17 protein-coding genes are annotated in these 16412 nt (G+C 65.1%); 6 read left to right on the forward strand and 11 right to left on the reverse strand.

Annotation, left to right across the window (positions count from 1 at the left end):
* The 3 genes from GSQ83_RS06215 to GSQ83_RS06225 all read right to left on the reverse strand — a co-directional run bounded on the left by GSQ83_RS06215 (position 1) and on the right by GSQ83_RS06225 (position 2409).
* Positions 1-591 (reverse strand): hypothetical protein, encoded by a 591-nt coding sequence (locus tag GSQ83_RS06215; RefSeq protein ID WP_158802025.1) that lies wholly within the window; start codon positions 589-591, stop codon positions 1-3.
* A gap of 182 nt (positions 592-773) precedes the next feature.
* Complete coding sequence (locus GSQ83_RS06220) at positions 774-1586, reverse strand: gamma-glutamyl-gamma-aminobutyrate hydrolase family protein (RefSeq protein WP_158802026.1); 813 nt, start codon at positions 1584-1586, stop codon at positions 774-776.
* Positions 1587-1617: 31 nt separating this feature from the next.
* Positions 1618-2409 (reverse strand): GntR family transcriptional regulator, encoded by a 792-nt coding sequence (locus GSQ83_RS06225; protein ID WP_254065522.1) that lies wholly within the window; start codon positions 2407-2409, stop codon positions 1618-1620.
* A gap of 114 nt (positions 2410-2523) precedes the next feature.
* Between GSQ83_RS06225 and GSQ83_RS06230 the strand changes: the two genes are divergently transcribed.
* The 3 genes from GSQ83_RS06230 (at position 2524) to GSQ83_RS06240 (ending at position 6144) form a co-directional block, all read left to right on the forward strand.
* Positions 2524-3879 (forward strand): glutamine synthetase family protein, encoded by a 1356-nt coding sequence (locus GSQ83_RS06230; RefSeq protein ID WP_158802027.1) that lies wholly within the window; start codon positions 2524-2526, stop codon positions 3877-3879.
* Positions 3880-3930: 51 nt separating this feature from the next.
* Complete coding sequence (locus GSQ83_RS06235; RefSeq protein WP_158802028.1) at positions 3931-5298, forward strand: aminotransferase; 1368 nt, start codon at positions 3931-3933, stop codon at positions 5296-5298.
* 231 nt (positions 5299-5529) lie between these two features.
* The gene (locus GSQ83_RS06240) at positions 5530-6144 is read left to right on the forward strand and encodes a LysE family translocator (protein WP_158802029.1); all 615 of its coding nucleotides are present in this window, start codon (positions 5530-5532) and stop codon (positions 6142-6144) included.
* Between the two features lie 22 nt (positions 6145-6166).
* Here the strand turns inward: GSQ83_RS06240 and GSQ83_RS06245 are convergent, their stop codons facing one another.
* Entirely contained in the window at positions 6167-6439 is a 273-nt protein-coding gene (locus GSQ83_RS06245) for a hypothetical protein (protein WP_158802030.1), read from the reverse strand.
* Between the two features lie 108 nt (positions 6440-6547).
* Positions 6548-7528 carry an adenosine kinase gene (locus tag GSQ83_RS06250; RefSeq protein WP_158802031.1) on the reverse strand — a complete coding sequence of 327 codons (981 nt, stop codon included), beginning with the start codon at positions 7526-7528 and terminating at the stop codon, positions 6548-6550.
* 349 nt (positions 7529-7877) lie between these two features.
* Between GSQ83_RS06250 and GSQ83_RS06255 the strand changes: the two genes are divergently transcribed.
* Complete coding sequence (locus tag GSQ83_RS06255; protein ID WP_158802387.1) at positions 7878-8435, forward strand: polymer-forming cytoskeletal protein; 558 nt, start codon at positions 7878-7880, stop codon at positions 8433-8435.
* Between the two features lie 232 nt (positions 8436-8667).
* Here GSQ83_RS06255 and GSQ83_RS06260 read toward each other — a convergent pair whose 3' ends face one another.
* From GSQ83_RS06260 to xylB, 3 genes are all read right to left on the reverse strand, one after another.
* Complete coding sequence (locus GSQ83_RS06260) at positions 8668-8850, reverse strand: CsbD family protein (protein ID WP_158802032.1); 183 nt, start codon at positions 8848-8850, stop codon at positions 8668-8670.
* Between the two features lie 159 nt (positions 8851-9009).
* On the reverse strand, positions 9010-9267 hold the full coding sequence (locus GSQ83_RS06265) for a GlsB/YeaQ/YmgE family stress response membrane protein (protein WP_158802033.1): 258 nt from the start codon (positions 9265-9267) through the stop codon (positions 9010-9012).
* Positions 9268-9413: 146 nt separating this feature from the next.
* Positions 9414-10874 (reverse strand): xylulokinase, encoded by a 1461-nt coding sequence (gene xylB, locus GSQ83_RS06270; RefSeq protein WP_158802034.1) that lies wholly within the window; start codon positions 10872-10874, stop codon positions 9414-9416.
* 152 nt (positions 10875-11026) lie between these two features.
* Between xylB and GSQ83_RS06275 the strand changes: the two genes are divergently transcribed.
* A complete protein-coding gene (locus tag GSQ83_RS06275; protein ID WP_158802035.1) occupies positions 11027-12316 on the forward strand; it encodes an FAD-binding oxidoreductase in 1290 nt (429 codons plus the stop codon).
* Positions 12313-13461 carry an N-acetylglucosamine-6-phosphate deacetylase gene (nagA, locus tag GSQ83_RS06280; protein ID WP_158802036.1) on the forward strand — a complete coding sequence of 383 codons (1149 nt, stop codon included), beginning with the start codon at positions 12313-12315 and terminating at the stop codon, positions 13459-13461. Before GSQ83_RS06275 ends, nagA begins: the two co-directional genes overlap by 4 nt.
* A gap of 289 nt (positions 13462-13750) precedes the next feature.
* On the opposite strand, the gene GSQ83_RS06285 is transcribed toward nagA, so the two are convergent.
* From GSQ83_RS06285 to trxA, 3 genes are all read right to left on the reverse strand, one after another.
* The gene (locus GSQ83_RS06285; protein WP_158802037.1) at positions 13751-15403 is read right to left on the reverse strand and encodes a diguanylate cyclase; all 1653 of its coding nucleotides are present in this window, start codon (positions 15401-15403) and stop codon (positions 13751-13753) included.
* Positions 15404-15492: 89 nt separating this feature from the next.
* Complete coding sequence (locus tag GSQ83_RS06290) at positions 15493-15864, reverse strand: acyl-CoA thioesterase (protein ID WP_158802038.1); 372 nt, start codon at positions 15862-15864, stop codon at positions 15493-15495.
* A gap of 177 nt (positions 15865-16041) precedes the next feature.
* Positions 16042-16368 carry a thioredoxin TrxA gene (gene trxA, locus GSQ83_RS06295; protein WP_158802039.1) on the reverse strand — a complete coding sequence of 109 codons (327 nt, stop codon included), beginning with the start codon at positions 16366-16368 and terminating at the stop codon, positions 16042-16044.
* Positions 16369-16412 lie beyond the last annotated feature (44 nt).

Genomic DNA, 16412 nt, shown 5'->3' on the forward strand with positions numbered 1-16412 from the left:
CTATTGCGGCGGCGTGATGCCGTTCTCGCCATAGACGATCGCGCCGGCTGTGCCGCCGTCGGGGGCGACGAAGACAATAACCTTCTGCCCGGCCTGAAGCGCCGTCTTGTCGCTCGGCTCGACCGAGACGACGGGAACGTCCGGCGGCACCTCGATGATCTTCTGGCCGCCCTTATAGGTCACGGTCATGGTGCTGCCCTGGGAGCTGATCAGGCTGCCGACGGTGCCATTCGTCATGCTGCTGGAGGGGCCGCGATCCCAGGGGTAATGGCCCTCACCGGCGCCCTTCATGCTGGCCGGGAAGACTGTCACCTCTAGCGCGCGGAGCTTGCCGCCGCCGGCGGGCACGGCGGCGCTGCCGATATAGCTGCCTTTCTGGATGTCACCGAGCGTGGCCGTCTTGGCGCCGACGATATGGGTGGCATCGGTGATCTTGTAGCTCTTTTCACCAGTGCGGGTGGTGACGTCGATCTCGCTGGCGGTCACGGAGGCGATGGTGCCGCGGGTGCGGACGGGCGCTGCTTGGGCGATGACCGTTCCACCGATGAGAGAAACGGCGAGGGCGGCGGCTGCGATGGGAACTATCCGCATGTTCGGTCCTACTTCTGGCCGGCCCAGCGAAGTGCCGAGCCTTGGTTGAAGAAGAGGAGCTATTCGGCGCGCCGTCCACCTCAGTTACCGCATTCTTCATCGCAGGCCAGATCCGCGACAGGGCAAAGGAATAAACCCGTCGCGAAGTTGTTTACGACCTCCGCGCCAATAGCCTTCCGAGACTAAGCCTCGGCGAAAGCGGGTTGTCTCTTTGTAACACGCTCCGCTGCGTAATCGCGCGCCGCGCCGCCGAATTCGCGGAAAATCGCGGTGGAGAGGCGATCGGCGCCGAAACGCCATTCGGGATGCCATTGGATCCCCATCGCGAAATGCTTCGCGGCCGGATTGCTGAAGGCCTCCACCAGACCATCCGGCGCGCGGGCTTCCACGATCAGGCCGGGGGCCAGGCGGTCCACGCCTTGGCCATGCAGGGAGTTCACGCGCCACTGTTCCGCCCCGCTCCAGCGGGCGAGGGTGCTGTCCGGCGCCAGTGTCACGTCATGCACCGTGGCATATTGCTCGGCGACCGCGAGGCCGGGGCGGACGCGGTGGTCGGCGTAACCGGTCTGCTCATGGACCTTGCCATGCAGCGTGCCGCCGAAGGCCGCGTTCATCTCCTGGCAGCCCCGGCAAACGCCGAGCATGGGGATCCCGGCAGCCAGAGCCGCGCGGATGAGATCGACCGACAGCGCGTCGCGATGCGGATCGGAGGGAAGCACCTGCTCCGCCTCGGTCGAGCCGTAATGCACCGGGCTGAGGTTGGACGGGCTGCCGGGCAGGAATAGACCATCGACGATGGCGAGGATCGAAGGGATATCGAGACTGCCGGGGGCGACATTGCCGTCCGCATCGGAGATCCGGCCGGGGATCAGGATCGGCGTCGCGTCGGCGCCAACGGTGACGGCGTAGAGATATTTCTCGTAGACGAGATGCGCCGTGTGCCCGCCCATCGGCAGAACGTCGCAAACAAAACCGATGACCGGCTTGCGTGCCATTCCTAGAACTCCCTTTGTCGCGAAGTGTTCATCAAGTTAGTCCCGCTTCTCGCGCATTCCGAGTCGTTTCCGATGCGATTTTTGCAGCCCTGCGCGGTGATCGCCCAGGGCTGAGCAACCGACCGGGTGGCCGCTGTTTTCTCACCAGCAGCCCTGTATTTCCCAGATGGCCGATGCCGTCGCGGATATCCGCCTCGATGGCGCGCCGTAGTGCCGCGGGATCGCGATCGGCGATGGCGGCGAGCGCCTCGATGTGGCGGTCGATCGGATCCTTCGACGGGGTCTCCTCCAGCGCCACGCGCATGAAGGGGCCGGTTTGCAGCCACACGGATTCGATGAGCGGCACAAAAATGCTGCCGGGCCGCGCCGTGTAAAGCGTCAGGTGAAAGAGGAAATTCTGCTCCACCACGGTATCCGGAGCGCCTGCCGCGTCGGCACGGTTGATACGGTCATCGATCGCATGCAGCTCGCGCAGCCGGGTGTCGTCGATCAAAGGCAGTGCGCGGGTGGCAGCCTCGGTTTCGAGCGTTATGCGGGCTGTCAGCAATTCATCGAAGCGCTCAGTGGTCATACTCGGCACGCGCACGCGGCGGTTGTCGAGAAGTTCGAGGGCCCGCTCGGCCACCAGCCGGCGCAGCGCGTCGCGCACCGGCATGGCGCTGACGTTCATGCTTTCCGCGAGGCCACGGATGGTGACGGCCTGACCCGGCGGAAAATGGCCGGTCATGATCGCGCGACGAAGAGCGCGGAACACCCATTGGTGGATCGGCTCGCCCGGATCGCGGTCCGGCATCGTTACGGTCGGCCTGGGACTCTCAGCCATTTCAATGCCTTCAGCGGCTTCCGGAGAGGGAACGACCGGAGCCGCCACCATTAGGCTTGCAAAATGTGATCACATTATGCGCTTATATATAAGCCGCTGCAATGAAAGCCCATCATGACGTTCCAGCCGAACGCGTTAACCGTACCGACCTCACTTGATCCCGGAATCGTGGAAGCCTTTGTGACGGATGGGAACGGCGTGCCGCGCGGCAAATGGGTGCTGCATGAGAAACTGCCGGAGGTTGCCGCCAAGGGCGTGCTGATCCCGCGCTCGGTCTATGCCCAGGATATCTGGGGACGGGATTGCGACGAGGCGGGCCTCGCACATGGCACCGGCGACCCGGATGGCGTTTGCGTGCCGGTGAGCCACGGCATCGTGCCGATGTCCTGGCTGAGCCGGCCGGCGACACAGGTCATGCTGCGTATGGTGGATGCGGACGGCGAGCCCTTCTTCGCCGATCCGCGCACGGTGCTGGAGGGCGTGCTGGCGCGTTTCGCGGCTGCCGGGCTGCGCCCGATCGTCGCGACCGAGCTCGAATTCTACCTCATCGCGCCAGTGACCGAGGCCGGGCATGTTCCGCGACCGCGCGGCGCCGATGATGCGCGATGGAAGGGCTGGCACTCCAACGTGCTTTGTCTCGACGAGCTGCATCGTTTCGACGGGATCTTCGCGGACATCACGCGCTTCGCGGCGGAGCAGGAAATTCCGCTCGACGGAACCGTGCGGGAAAACGGTCCGGACCAATACGAGCTGAACTTCACGCATACCGATGACGTGGTGCGGATGGCCGATTGGACGATCATGCTCAAGCGCATCGTGCGCGGCGCCGCGCGGCGGCACGGCATGGATGCGACCTTCATGGCGAAGCCATATGGCGGTTTCGCGGGCTGCGGCATGCACACGCATCTGAGCCTGCTGGATGCTTCGGGCGAGAACATTTTTGTGGCGGATGGCGCGGCCTCCGGTGGCAAATTGCGGCAGGCGGTGGGCGGCATGCTGAATGCAATGTGCGACAGCATGCTGGTCTTCGCGCCGCACTCCAATTCCTATCGCCGCCTGACACCTGCTGCCCATGCGCCGACCCGGTTGAGCTGGGGGATCGACAACCGCACGGCCGCGGTGCGGGTGATCGAGGCTGGCCGCGCGACGCGCATCGAGCATCGCGTGGCGGGGTCGGACAGCAATCCCTACCTCATGCTCGCCGTCATCCTCGCCGCCGCCCTGCGTGGCTTGGAGGCGCAGAGCGTGCCGCCGGAGCCGCTGACCGGTGAGCATAGCGAAAGCGGCTGTGAGAGCCTGCCCTCGACCTGGGAAGAAGCGCTGGCCCGTTTCGAGCGATCGGATTTCATCGCCGAGGCGCTGGGTACGCGCTACCGCGCGCTATTCGCCGCCTGCAAGCGGCAGGAGATCGAGGAAATCCGCGCCCATGTCACCGAGGTTGAATACGACGCCTATCTGCGGAGCGCTTGAGTAAGCCGGCTGCCGCGTCTCGCCTCCGTCAAACCAGGAAAGCCCATTCCCATGCTGGATCTTCTGAACGACATCGATCGCCTGCGCGAGATCGACAACGCGCATCACCTGCATCCTTTCACCGACCACAAGGCGCTGCATGCCGGCCGTGTACGCGTCATCACGCGGGCCGAGGGCGTCTGGTTGTTCGATGGCGACGGCAATCGCGTATTGGACGGCATGGCGGGCCTGTGGTGCGTCGCTGCTGGCTATGGCCGTCAGGAGCTGGTGGATGCGGCGACCAAGCAGATGAGCCTGCTGCCGTATTACAACACCTTCTTCAACTCGACGACGCCGCCGGCCGCGCTGCTGTCCGAGCGTCTGGCGTCAATCGCGCCGCCCGGACTTTCGCATATTTTCTATGCGTGTTCGGGTTCCGAGGCGGTGGATAGCGCGCTGCGCATGGCGCGGGTTTTCTGGCAGACCAAGGGTCAGCCCGAGAAGCGCATCATCGTGAGCCGCGAATACGGATATCACGGCTCGACCATGGCTGGCGCCTCGGCGGGCGGCATGAAGGATATGCACCGCCAAGCCGGTGACCTGCCCGATTTCCGCCAGGTCATGACACCCTACGCCTATCGCGACGCCGGCGAGATGAGCGAGCATGATTTCGGCCTGCATGCCGCACGCAGCCTGGAGCGTCTGGTCGAGGAGGTCGGCGCCAGCAAGATCGCCGCTTTCATCGCGGAGCCGATCCAAGGGGCCGGTGGCGTGATCATGCCGCCCGACAGCTATTGGCCCGAGATCCAGCGCATCTGCCGCGAGCACGACATTCTGCTCATCGCCGATGAAGTCATCTGCGGCTTCGGCCGGCTCGGCACGATGTTCGGTTCGCAGAGCTACGGCTTTGTCCCGGACATGATGACGACAGCGAAGGCGCTGACCTCGGGCTATATCCCGCTTTCCGCGCTGTTCGTCGGCGAGCGGGTGGCCGAGAGCTTCATCAACGATGCCGGCGAATTCTACCACGGCTTCACCTATTCGGGTCATCCGGTAGCCTGCGCCGTGGCGCTCGCGAACCTCGACATCATTGTGAACGAGGATCTGCCGGGAGCGGCTGAGCGGCAGGGCGTGAAGCTGCGTGCGAAGCTACAGGATGCGCTGGGCGATCATCCCTTGGTCGGTGAGATCAGAGGGCGCGGGCTGATCGGCGCGATCGAACTGGTCGAGGATCGCACGTCGCACAAATCCTATGACAGCAAGCGGAAGGTTGGCGGAACCTGCCGCGATTTCTGCATCGCGAATGGGCTGATGGTGCGGGCGGTACGCGACACGATGGTCTTCTCGCCGCCGCTGATCATTTCCGACGCGGAGATCGACGCTTTCGCCGACAGCGCACTGCGGGCGATCGATCAGACGTACAAAACGATCAGGGCTTAACGTTTTCGAAGCGGCGCGGCGTTCTTTTTGCTTGCTGGATAAAGACGTGGATGCTTGGCCTACGCCGAGCATGACGAGGCGGCTGAGCTGCTGTTGCCGTCATCCTTGGCGAAGGGCCAAGGATCCACGTCTCCACTTTCTTGGAACGGCAAACGAGGAAACAGTAGCCGCCTCTGTGTTGAGCCAATTCCACTCTTCCAGTCTGGCAACGGAAAGCATTAGGCTGCCCCCATGAACTGGCACCTCTATGCGGGCTTCCTGCTGGTCACGCTGCTGCTGGGTTTAATGCCCGGCCCGAACGTCGCACTGATCGTCGTCAACAGCGCGACCTATGGCGTGCGCCATGGTCTCGTCACGGTTCTCGGCGCTTTCGGCGGGCTCGTTCTGCAAGTGCTTGCGGTCCTGTGCGGCCTAGCCGCGTTATTGGCCGGCCTCGGGCACTGGTTCACCCTGCTGCGCTGGCTGGGTGTGGCCTATCTGCTGTGGCTCGGCATCCGTCAGTGGCGCGCGCCGTCTCAGGATCTAAGCCGGGTGCGGCCCGAGCCGCCGGGGCGGCGGCACACGCTGCGCCAAGCGTTTCTGGTGTCCTGCGCCAACCCAAAGATCATGCTGTTTCTCGGCGCGCTTTTTCCGCAGTTCATTTCGGCGGCTTATCCCGCGCAGCCGCAGATCTTGGTGCTCGGCGCGACATTTCTGCTCGTTCTGGGCGCGATCGATAGCACTTGGGCGCTGCTCGCCTCCCGTGCGCGGCGGCTGCTTTCGGGCAGGGGCAGGCTACGCCAGAGGCTCTCGGGCGGGATCCTGATCGCCGCCGCCGGATGTCTGGCGGCGGCGCATCGGCGGTAGGCGGCGAGACACGCGTATCCCTTCAGGTCACGCGATACTTAGGATTGAAGTCGCCAGGGGCGAAGAATTGTCGCCCTGCAGCTCGCAATCTCGCTGAGGCGGCCGCACCTTCGGAGGCGTTCGCGGCAATGATCTGGCCCCGCGCGCAGGTTGCCTCAGCGGCCACGCATTGCCGCATGAAGTCGTTGGGATCGTTTGTCGGGCTGATCCGCGTTCCGCAATAGTCGAAAGGCGCGTTGGGATCTTCCTCATACCATCCAGGATTTGTCCACTGCGTTCTGACGTTTGTAATCATCGGGTGTTCCTAATTCGAGTCACAACAGCAGAAGCTTAGCCACTCGAATCTTACTCGAACCTGAACCATAAGAATCGGATAAGCGTGTGAAATTCATCGTACTTGCACTTAGCGCCTTAAATGCCGCAAATTGCCCGGCGGTCGCGCGCCCATCCGGCTGATCGTCTCGGCCGCCGCGCGGCTCGCCATCCGGCCGCAGACGGCCAGGCTTTCGCCAGCGACAATCCCCGTCATCAGGCCGGCGGCATAGGCGTCTCCGGCGCCGGTGGTGTCGACCACGGTGGTGGGCTCCGCCGCGATCACCACGCGTTCGGCGCCGCGATAGACCACGCTGCCCTCGGCGCCCCGAGTGAGTGCCGCGATCTCCACCTGGCCGCGCACCACCTCCGCCGCCGCGTCGAAGTCATCGAGACCGGTGAGGGCCGTCAGCTCGGCATGGTTTGCGAAGAGGATGTCGGTCTGATCCCGCACCATCGCCTGGAAGGCGGCGAGGTTATGCTGCACGCAAAAGGAATCCGACAAGGTAAGGGCGACGCGTTGCCCGGCCGCGCGAGAAAGCCGGGCGGCTTCGCGGCAAGCCTCCTGCGCCTCCGGCATGTAGAACAGGAAGCCCTCCAGGTAGAGCAATCGCGACTCGGCGATGAGGTCCCGATCGAGATCAGCGACGGTGAACCCAGTGCAAGCGCCGAGGTAGGTGTTCATCGTACGCTGCCCATCCGGCGTCACCATGATCAGGCAGCGCGCGGTCGGCGCCCCGCCTGGTGCCGCGGCGGCGGATGGGAAATGCACACCGGAGGCGGTGATGTCGTGCCGGAAGATATGGCCGAACTCGTCCTCGGCGACGATGCCGAGATAGGCGGCGCTCGCCCCCATCGCCGCGGCGACGGCGCAGGTATTGGCAACGGAGCCGCCGCTGGTCTGCACGGCCGGGGGCATCAACTGATAGATCCGGGCCGACTCGGCGGCGTCGGTGAGCGCCATGGAGGCTTTCACCATGCCTTGCTCGGTGAGAAACGCATCGTCGACCTCAGTGAGGATGTCGACGATGGCATTGCCGATGCCGAGGATGTCGAATCGAGTCGCGGCCATGCCGTCTCCTGCGAATAAGCTGTGTTCGGTCGGGTAGCAGCGAGGCGCTTTGCCCGCAAACCAGTGTGCCCTCAAAGCGCGAGACGACTTACCGAAAGATAAACCCGTGGGCTGGGTTGTTCCTCTGGAAGAGTTCATGATACGCCGCGCGCTCCGCTAGGGCAGAGTCGAGGTAATCGTGTTCAAGCGCCGAAGCAGCCGACCCGAGGACAACGCCCACGAGGGCGAGGGCGCGCCAAACGAGTTCGGCGGCCCGCTTTTTCCAGCCGGTAACGGCAGTCCGAAGGCCGATGACGGCCTTGGCGTGCCGCCCTTCCGCGCCGCACCCACCAAGGACAAGGAGACTGCCATGGCTCGACCGCCCTTCGCCCCCAATCCGACAAGCGCGCCCACGGTGCCGCCGGTGCCACGGCCGGGACTGCCGAACCCGCAGCATCTTTCGCGCGGCATGTCGCCGTCCTCCGATCCGTCCGAGCGGCGGACGCTTGTCGTCGGGCGCGGCATCAGCGTTCAGGGCACCATCACGGATGCTGAGCGGCTGGTGGTCGAGGGCACGGTCGAGGCGACGATGATCCACGCCACCGAACTCGCGGTTTCTCAGGGCGGCGTCTTCAAGGGCGAGGTCGAGGTCGAGGAGGCCGAGATCGCCGGCACGATCGACGGTGTGATCACCGCGCGGACCAGCCTGCTCGTGCGCTCCACCGGCCGGGTGATCGGCCGCGCGCGTTGCCGCCGCTTGCAGGTTGAGGATGGTGGGCAGATCACGGGTCAGATCGAAATGCTGACCGACGCCCCGGCCCCTTCCGCGACGGCGACCGGAACCTCGTCTTCGCTGCCTGTGCATGACCTGGGCTTCGAGCGGCCGGAAATGCCGCGCACGGATTTCTCGCGCATTGAGAGCAACTAGGCAGAATGTCTTCCGTTGCCTGAACCGGTTCCATCCGGCCATGTCATGCTCGGCGAAGGCCGAGCATCCACGCCTTGCTTTGTTCCGCACAGAAAGGCGTGGATGGCACGCTTTCGCGTGGCATGACCGACTTCAGGTGGCAGTTTACGATTAAATCGTAAGCACTACGCAAAGAAATGGGGTGGCGGGACCCGGTGTCCCGCCACCCCATCGACGTTTACCAGCCTAGGCGTCAGCGCTTGGTGGCGTCGCGCACAGCATCCTTGGCGCCGCCGACGGCGTTCTGGACTTTACCGGCGACTTTCTCGCCTTTGCCTTCGCCTTCAAGCTTAGCATCGCCTGTCACTTTTCCGGCGGCTTCCTTGATGGCACCCTTGGCTTGGTGAGCCATCCCTTCAGCGCGATCCTTGTCCATGTGACTACTCCGATCTGTCTGGGCCCGCCGTTGATCGACCGGCCTGTAAAACACATAGGATCCGGCATCACCGTCGAAAGGCCGCACGCGAAACCTTGAACAGAGAAAAGCCGCGCCGTTGCCGGCGCGGCTTGATCGTCAGCTTAGGGTGACGCGGGTTTAGACCGTCCGTCGGCCGAAAATCGCATGGTAGATCACGAGCAGGATGATCGCGCCCACGACCGCGACGATCATGCTGTAAAGGTTGAAGCCGGTGACGCCCGCCGCGCCGAACTGCTCGAAGATGAACCCGCCGATGACCGCACCGACGATCCCAAGCACGATGTCCAGAAAAAAGCCTTCACCTTGCTTATTCACGATCTTGCTGGCGATGAAGCCGGCGACCAGTCCAAGCACAATCCAGCCGATGATCGACATGATCTTCCTCCCAATGATGAACCCGCTGCCTCGCGAGCAGTGAGCGGATCTGTAGTCAACCAAGTGGGGGCGCGCCCGATGAATCAATGGGCTTTCTTCAGTGTGATGGAACCTGTGACTTTCATGACACAGGGTGTGTCCCAAAATCACGCCGTGAGTGAACTGCGCAGCGCCGGATAAAGCGCCCTGTAGCGCAGCAGACGCTCCTCATACGCGTCCCTTAGCCGGGGAACCGGTGCGACCGTCTCAAGCCGCCGCGGCGGCAGGCAGATGGCAACTGGGTCCTCGCCAGTGACGGCGAGCCTGCCCAATCGCGCCGCGCCGAAGGCACCGCCATGCTCGCCATCGGCGAGCCGGTAGAGGGTGATACCGAGCACTGAGGCGAGAATCGCGATCCAGGTCGGGCTGCGCGAGCCACCACCGATGACGTCGGCGGAGTCGATCACCGTGCCGGCGGTGCGCAGCGCATCCAGACAATCACGAAAGGAGAAAGCGACACCCTCCAGCACCGCCTGGGTCAGCGCGGCCCGGTCGCTGTCCTGGGAAAGCTCGGTGAAAGCGCCACGGATGCGCCCGTCATTGTGCGGTGTCCGCTCACCCGAGAGATAGGGCACGAAGATCGCTTCGGAGGGCCGATCGGGCACGGCGGGCAGAGCCTTCAGCAACCCGACCTCGTTTTCCCCGGCGACGCGGCTCCACCAGGCGAGAGAGGCGGCGGCGGAAAGTGTGACGCCCATCTGGTGCCAGAGGCCGGGAAGAGCATGGCAGAAGGCATGCACCGTAGCGGCAGGGTTGGGGCGAAACCGGTCAGTCGTCGCCCAAAGCACGCCGGAGGTGCCCAGCGAGAGGAACGCCTGACCCGGGTTGATCGCGCCGAGTCCCACCGCGCCGGCGGCATTGTCTCCGGCGCCGCCCGCGAAGATCGGCGGCTTCGTCATGCCCCAGCGTCTCGCGAGTTCGGGCGTCAGCTCGCCAGCGGGATCCGAGCCTTCGACGAGGCGTGGCATATAGGCGAGGCTCATGCCCGTCGCCGCGAGCGCCGCTTCGGACCACCGCCGCGCGCCGACATCGAGCCAGGAGGTGCCCGAGGCGTCCGACATCTCCTCGATCATCTCGCCGGTCAGGCGGTAGCGGAGATAGGCTTTTGGCAGCAGCACCTTGGCGGTGCGGGCGAAGATCTCCGGCTCATGGGCGCGGACCCAAAGCAGCTTCGGCGCGGTGAAACCCGGCATCGCGGGATTGCCAGTGACCGCTTCGAGATCGGGAAAGGCGGCGATGAGCTCTCGGCATTGCGGTTCGGAGCGGGTGTCGTTCCAGAGGATTGCAGGGCGCAGCGCCGCGCCGGTGGCGTCGAGCAAAACTGCGCCATGCTGTTGTCCGGAGATGCCGATGCCGCGAACCGCCGACATCGCCGCCGGCTGCTGCGAGGCCAAGGCGTCCAGCGCCGCGAGCGTCGCGAGCCACCAATCCTCCGGATGCTGCTCGCTCCAACTGGGATGCGGCCGTTGGACTTCGAGCGGGACGACATGGCTCGCGAGGACGGTTTGCGTCTCGTCCACCAGCACCGCCTTGATGCCGGACGTGCCGAGATCGATGCCGAGATACATGGCGCTGCTTCCGCTGTTGTTGATGACTGGCCGCTTCCTTGTCGCGGCCTTAGCAGAGCGTGACCTCGGCGTGTAGCCGTGCGCCGATTGCCTCCCGTCTTCATGCGGCGGTTGATCCGCCTTAGGGTGATGGCAAAGGAGTTCCGCCCGATATGTCCGCCTCCGCTGCCCGGCCTTTGCCGCCTAGCCTCTATGCCGAGACCGCCATTGCGGCGCCCGATCTGCCGCGGCTGGAAGGGAAGGCGCGCGCCACCGTTGGCGTCATCGGCGGCGGCATCACGGGGCTGTCCACGGCTTTGCATCTTGCCGAGCGCGGCATCGATGTGGCGCTGGTGGAGGCGCATGAGCCGGGCTGGGGGGCGTCTGGCCGCAATGGCGGGCAGGTCAATCCTGGCCTCAAGCCGGATCCCGATGATGTCGAGCGCGACTTCGGAGAACTTGGCCAGCGCATGGTGCGCTTCTCCTACGCGGCACCGGAGGCGCTGTTCCGCCTGGTGGAGCGGCATCAGCTACGCTGCGAGGCGCGGCAGGCTGGCACATTGCGGGCCGCCACCAACGCGAAAACCCTGAGTGGCCTCGCCAAGCTGGCGGCGCAGTATGAACGACGCGGCCTCAGCGCTCAGCTATTGGACGCAGCGGCAGCAGCCGAGGCCACCGGCACGGTTCGGTATACGGGGATCTTGCGGGACCCGACCGGCGGCTCGGTTCAGCCGCTCGGCTATGCGCGGGGACTTGCCAAGGCTGCCACGTCGGCGGGCGCGCGGATCTTCGCGGCCAGCCCGGCGACGGCGCTGCTTCGGGAAGCGGGCGGCTGGCGCATTACGACGCCGAATGGCGTTCTCAGTGCGGAGCGGCTGGTGATCGGCACCAATGGCTATTCCGATGACCTCTGGCCGAAACTGCGGCGCAGCGTGGTGCCGCTTTTCTCCGGCATCACGGCTACCGAGAAATTACCGGAAGCGGTGGCCGCGACGATCATGCCCGGGGGCGGCGTGCTATACGAGCTTGGCCACATCACCGTCTATTACCGCGTCGATGTCGAAGGACGGCTGCTCATGGGCGGGCGGAGCGCCTCGCGCGATCTTGCTGGACCGGACGCCTTTGGCTTCCTGCAAGATTACGCGCGGCGTTTGTGGCCGGCGCTCACGGGCGTTCGCTGGACTCATGGCTGGAACGGGCAACTCGCGATGACGCCGGACCATTATCCGCATCTGCATGAGCCGGAGCCCGATGTCTTGATCGCCCTCGGCTACAACGGCCGGGGTGTCGCGATGGCGACCGCGATGGGCGGCATCATCGCGCGGCGCATCGCGGGCGAGGCGCCGGATACGCTGGATATGCCGGTGACCGCGATCACGCCGATGCGCTTGCATGCCCTCTGGCCGCTGGCGGTCCAGGGAACGATCGCCTGGGGGCGGCTGCGCGACAGGCTCGGCGTATGACGGTGCTGGCGCTGACGGGCGGGCGAGTCCTCACCGCGGAAGGGCTGCGTGCCGACGCGACCGTGCTCGTTATGGATGGAGTAATTCTCGACATCGTGGCACGCCCACCGAGCGGTGCGGAGATCCGGCGGCTGGCGGAAAGCGACATCCTCGCACCCGGCTTCATCGATGTGCAGGCCAATGGTGGTGGCGGCGTGCTGTTCAACACGACGCCGACCGCCGAGGCGGCGCTTGCCATTGCGGCGGCGCATCGCCGCTACGGCACCACGTCTTTGCTGCCCACGCTCATCACCGACCGGCCGGAGGTGATGGCGCAAGCCGTCGCGGCGGCGCGCGAGGCCATGACCCATCCGGATGGCGGTGTCGCGGGCATTCACCTTGAGGGACCGTTCCTCAGCCCGAAGCGTCCCGGCGTGCATGACCCGCGGCTCATCCGCAGAATGGCGGCGGAGGACGCGTCCTGGATCACGGCGCAGGCGCCGTCGTTGCCGCTTCTGCTGACACTCGCGCCGGAAGAAGTTGAGGACGACTTCCTGGAGATGCTAGCGCGGGCAGGGGCCATTCTCAGCGCCGGCCATACCGCCGCGAGCTTCGAGCGGATCGGTGAGGCGGTGGCGCTCGGCCTGACGGGCGTGACGCATCTCTACAATGCGATGCCGCCATTGGTGGGGCGCGAGCCGGGGCCGGTGGGAGCGGCACTGCTCGATGACGGGCTGTGGTGCGGGCTCATCGTGGACGGCGTGCACGTCCATGCGGCATCGCTGAAGCTGGCGCTGGCGGCGCGTCCGGCCGAGCGCATGTTGCTGGTGACGGATGCGATGTCGGTGCTGGGAACCACCGACGAAAGCTTCCAGCTTTACGGCGAGACGATTGTCCGCCGCCGCGGCCGGCTGGAACGCGCGGACGGCACATTGGCCGGCGCCGATCTCGACATGGCGACGGCGGTGCACAACAGCGTGTCGCTTCTCGGCCTCGACCTTGCGCGCGCATTGCGCATGGCATCGACCTATCCGGCCGCCTTCATGCACCTCACCGATCGCGGCCGCATCGCGCCCGGTTTGCGGGCGGATTTTGTGTTGTTAAGCGAAACGCTGGGGGTGCGCGATACCTGGGTTGGTGGCCGATCGGCGGCGTTATCCGGCTGACCGACTTGATCGCGACGCCGGTGTTGGCGGCTGCTACCTACAGCAGGATGTCTTTGGTTTGAACCATTCTCGTTCCGCCACGTCATGCTCGGCGAAGGCCGAGCACCTTTGCTTGCTTCACGAACGTAAGGCGTGGATGGCACGGAGTGCCCACACGCCTTCGCGTGCCATGACGGATCTCCGGAACTCGGTTCGATATTGGCCCATCCCGCACTAAGTCGGCGATGATTCCGCGCGTTCCATCGACGTGATGGAATAAAACGCGCCAATGACACCAGGCGAAGATCGGCTACTCGGCCGCCGCGCCCTCATCATCCGGCGTCGCCACGCTGAACTGGTCACGGCCCGCAGTTTTGGCGGCGTAAAGCGCTAAGTCGGCGCGTTCGACAAGGCGGAGCCCATCCGTTGCATCACGCGGACGGCAAGACGCGGCACCGATGCTGACGGTGACCAGGCCACTCGGCGAATCCTCATGCACCAAGTTCAATTCTCTGATCGCCGCAAGGATCTTCGCGGCGAGCTCGGTGGCGCCGGTCAGATTGGTGTCCGGCAGAAGCACGACGAATTCCTCGCCACCGTAGCGTGCGACGAGATCCGCCGGACGGCGCGGCACGCGCTCCAAAGCCTCCGCGACGCGGCGGAGACAGCTATCGCCGGCGGCATGGCCGTAACGGTCGTTGAAAGCCTTGAAGCGGTCAGCATCGATCATAAGAAGTGCGACCGAGTGCCCGGCACGGATCGCCCGCGCGATTTCCGCCTCCAGCGCCTGACTGAAATGCCGCCGGTTCGCGACATTGGTAAGGCCGTCGGTCAGCGCCAGACGCTGCAGTGCGGTCGCCATCGTGTTCAAGGTGTTGCCGAGCAGGCGCAACTCGCTGACCGGCACTCTGGGAAGATCGGCCCGCGCACCAAGCTCGCCCTCGCTGAGGCGGCGTGCGACGCCGGTCAGCAGCCGCACCGGCCTGATGACGCTGCTTTCCGCCAGCCAGGCGGCAGCCGCCACGGCGGCGAGCACAGCGAGGAGCGCGAAGCACAGCGAAATCAGAAGATGCGTGTTCGCGTCATGCGTGACGCCTTCCCAGTCGATGCCGACGGCCAGGATAGCACCTGGATGCGGCGTGCCGGCGCTGACGGTCTGCATCGGGGCGTAACCGTAAATGCAGGATTTTCGATCCGGCCCCGCGCCATTGACGACACCGCCGAGCGGATTGCTGCGGAAGGCGAGCAAAGCGGGGTGGGTGGGATCCTGCTCACCGCTGATTCCCGCAATGGGGGAGGAGGTAGCGAGCAAGGTCGATGTTTGCGAATCGATGATGACGGCACGGTTGTTGGGGTCACCCGCGATCTGGCTCGCGAGCTTGGCGAACCAGCCGAGGTCGAGCTCAGCGACAAAAACGCCGGACGGGTCCGTGCCAAGTCCCGGCAATGGCGCCATCGCGGCGATGCTTTGCTGCACGCGCACTCCGGCGATCGGCTGCGGGCGCGTCAGCGCGAAAGCCTCGCCATGGGGTTGCACGACATGGCGAAATTCGCCCCAGCCGGAAAGATCCGCGCCAACAGCGGCCGGCACGCTGGCGCAGACGATGCGGCCGCTGATGTCGGTTGTGGCGAGAAAGAGGATTTGCGGATGGTCGCGCTCAACCGCGTGGAGCACCGCGTTGCAGGAGGTGCCGTTGCTGGGATTGGAGAATTCGGGCACGCGGCCGAGCACGCGGAAGACGTCCTGCACTTCCTGGATGACGTCGTTCTCCTGCGCCGCACCGATCTGCGCGAGGGACGCGGCATGGGTACGGGCGGAAGCGATGACTTGCTCGCGGCTGGACTCGGCCTGGACGATCAGCAGAGCCACGAGGGGCGTCATGGCAAGGACGGTAAGGAGGACGAGTCGGCTGCGCAGCCCGCTGGGTGTCAGGCGACTGAGGAAGGAGGGGCGCGCGGGCATGCCCTTCGCAATTAGCACGTTCTAGATAAGGAGCGCAGGGCTGAATAAAGAGAAACGTTGGTCCCAGCGCAGCCGGCAGCTACCAAAGGTCAGCCCAGGTTGATGAGGCGGGGCCGCCGATCCTCGTCCAGCGCGACGAACGTAAAGACTGCCTTCGTGACTGGAACCGTCTCCGTTTCGAAGCGCGTGCGACGCACCGCCTCCACAGAGATCTTCATCGAGGTGCGGCCAACCGACAGTAATTCGCCGAAAAAACTCACCTCGTCACCGACATGGACGGGCGCGAGAAACGCCATGCCATCCACCGCGGCCGTCACGCAGCGCCCCTTGGCGAGGCGCTGCGCCAGATTGCCGGCCGCGAGGTCCATCTGCGCCATCAGCCAACCGCCAAAGATATCCCCGGAGGGATTGGTGTCCTTCGGCATGGCGATGACGCGGATGAGGGGCTCGCGCTCGGTCATAGCGTAGGGATTGGAGCGCGATGATCTACTACTGAACCGCGCCCCAAGTATCCGTCATGGCACGCACAGGCCTGCCATCCACGCCTTACCTTAGTGAGGCAAGCAAGGCGTGGATGCTCGGCCTGCGCCGAGCATGACGTGATGGAGTGAGAACGGTTCAACCAGAGACATCCTCCTCTAGAGGCTGCGCTCGATCCAGGCTTTCAGCACGCTCTTCGGCGCCGCGCCGACCTGGGTCGCCGCCGGCTTGCCGTTATTGAACAGGATCAGAGTCGGGATGCCGCGTACCGCGTAGTTGTTCGGGGTCTCGGGATTCTCGTCGATATTGACCTTCGCGATGGTCAGCTTGCCCTCGTACTCGGCCGCGATCTCCTCGAGCGCCGGAGAGATTGCGCGGCAGGGGCCGCACCACTCGGCCCAGAAGTCGACAACCACGGGACCCGTGGCCTTCAGCACGTCCTCGTTGAAGCTCGCATCCGTAACGGCCTTGGTATTTCCAGCCATGGGAACCTCGCTTGAGCCGACGCCCTGGGGCGGAGCGGCGATGA

The sequence above is a fragment of the Acidisoma sp. L85 genome, from assembly GCF_009765865.1.
Lineage (GTDB): Bacteria > Pseudomonadota > Alphaproteobacteria > Acetobacterales > Acetobacteraceae > Acidisoma.

Excerpts from the sequence above, each read along its gene's own strand:
- GSQ83_RS06215 (WP_158802025.1), bottom strand. The coding sequence starts at position 591 with ATGCGGATAGTTCCCATCGCAGCCGCCGCCCTCGCCGTTTCTCTCATC.
- GSQ83_RS06220 (WP_158802026.1), bottom strand. The coding sequence starts at position 1,586 with ATGGCACGCAAGCCGGTCATCGGTTTTGTTTGCGACGTTCTGCCGATG.
- GSQ83_RS06225 (WP_254065522.1), bottom strand. The coding sequence starts at position 2,409 with ATGGCTGAGAGTCCCAGGCCGACCGTAACGATGCCGGACCGCGATCCG.
- GSQ83_RS06230 (WP_158802027.1), top strand. The coding sequence starts at position 2,524 with ATGACGTTCCAGCCGAACGCGTTAACCGTACCGACCTCACTTGATCCC.
- GSQ83_RS06235 (WP_158802028.1), top strand. The coding sequence starts at position 3,931 with ATGCTGGATCTTCTGAACGACATCGATCGCCTGCGCGAGATCGACAAC.
- GSQ83_RS06240 (WP_158802029.1), top strand. The coding sequence starts at position 5,530 with ATGAACTGGCACCTCTATGCGGGCTTCCTGCTGGTCACGCTGCTGCTG.
- GSQ83_RS06245 (WP_158802030.1), bottom strand. The coding sequence starts at position 6,439 with ATGATTACAAACGTCAGAACGCAGTGGACAAATCCTGGATGGTATGAG.
- GSQ83_RS06250 (WP_158802031.1), bottom strand. The coding sequence starts at position 7,528 with ATGGCCGCGACTCGATTCGACATCCTCGGCATCGGCAATGCCATCGTC.
- GSQ83_RS06255 (WP_158802387.1), top strand. The coding sequence starts at position 7,878 with ATGGCTCGACCGCCCTTCGCCCCCAATCCGACAAGCGCGCCCACGGTG.
- GSQ83_RS06260 (WP_158802032.1), bottom strand. The coding sequence starts at position 8,850 with ATGGACAAGGATCGCGCTGAAGGGATGGCTCACCAAGCCAAGGGTGCC.
- GSQ83_RS06265 (WP_158802033.1), bottom strand. The coding sequence starts at position 9,267 with ATGTCGATCATCGGCTGGATTGTGCTTGGACTGGTCGCCGGCTTCATC.
- xylB (WP_158802034.1), bottom strand. The coding sequence starts at position 10,874 with ATGTATCTCGGCATCGATCTCGGCACGTCCGGCATCAAGGCGGTGCTG.
- GSQ83_RS06275 (WP_158802035.1), top strand. The coding sequence starts at position 11,027 with ATGTCCGCCTCCGCTGCCCGGCCTTTGCCGCCTAGCCTCTATGCCGAG.
- nagA (WP_158802036.1), top strand. The coding sequence starts at position 12,313 with ATGACGGTGCTGGCGCTGACGGGCGGGCGAGTCCTCACCGCGGAAGGG.
- GSQ83_RS06285 (WP_158802037.1), bottom strand. The coding sequence starts at position 15,403 with ATGCCCGCGCGCCCCTCCTTCCTCAGTCGCCTGACACCCAGCGGGCTG.
- GSQ83_RS06290 (WP_158802038.1), bottom strand. The coding sequence starts at position 15,864 with ATGACCGAGCGCGAGCCCCTCATCCGCGTCATCGCCATGCCGAAGGAC.
- trxA (WP_158802039.1), bottom strand. The coding sequence starts at position 16,368 with ATGGCTGGAAATACCAAGGCCGTTACGGATGCGAGCTTCAACGAGGAC.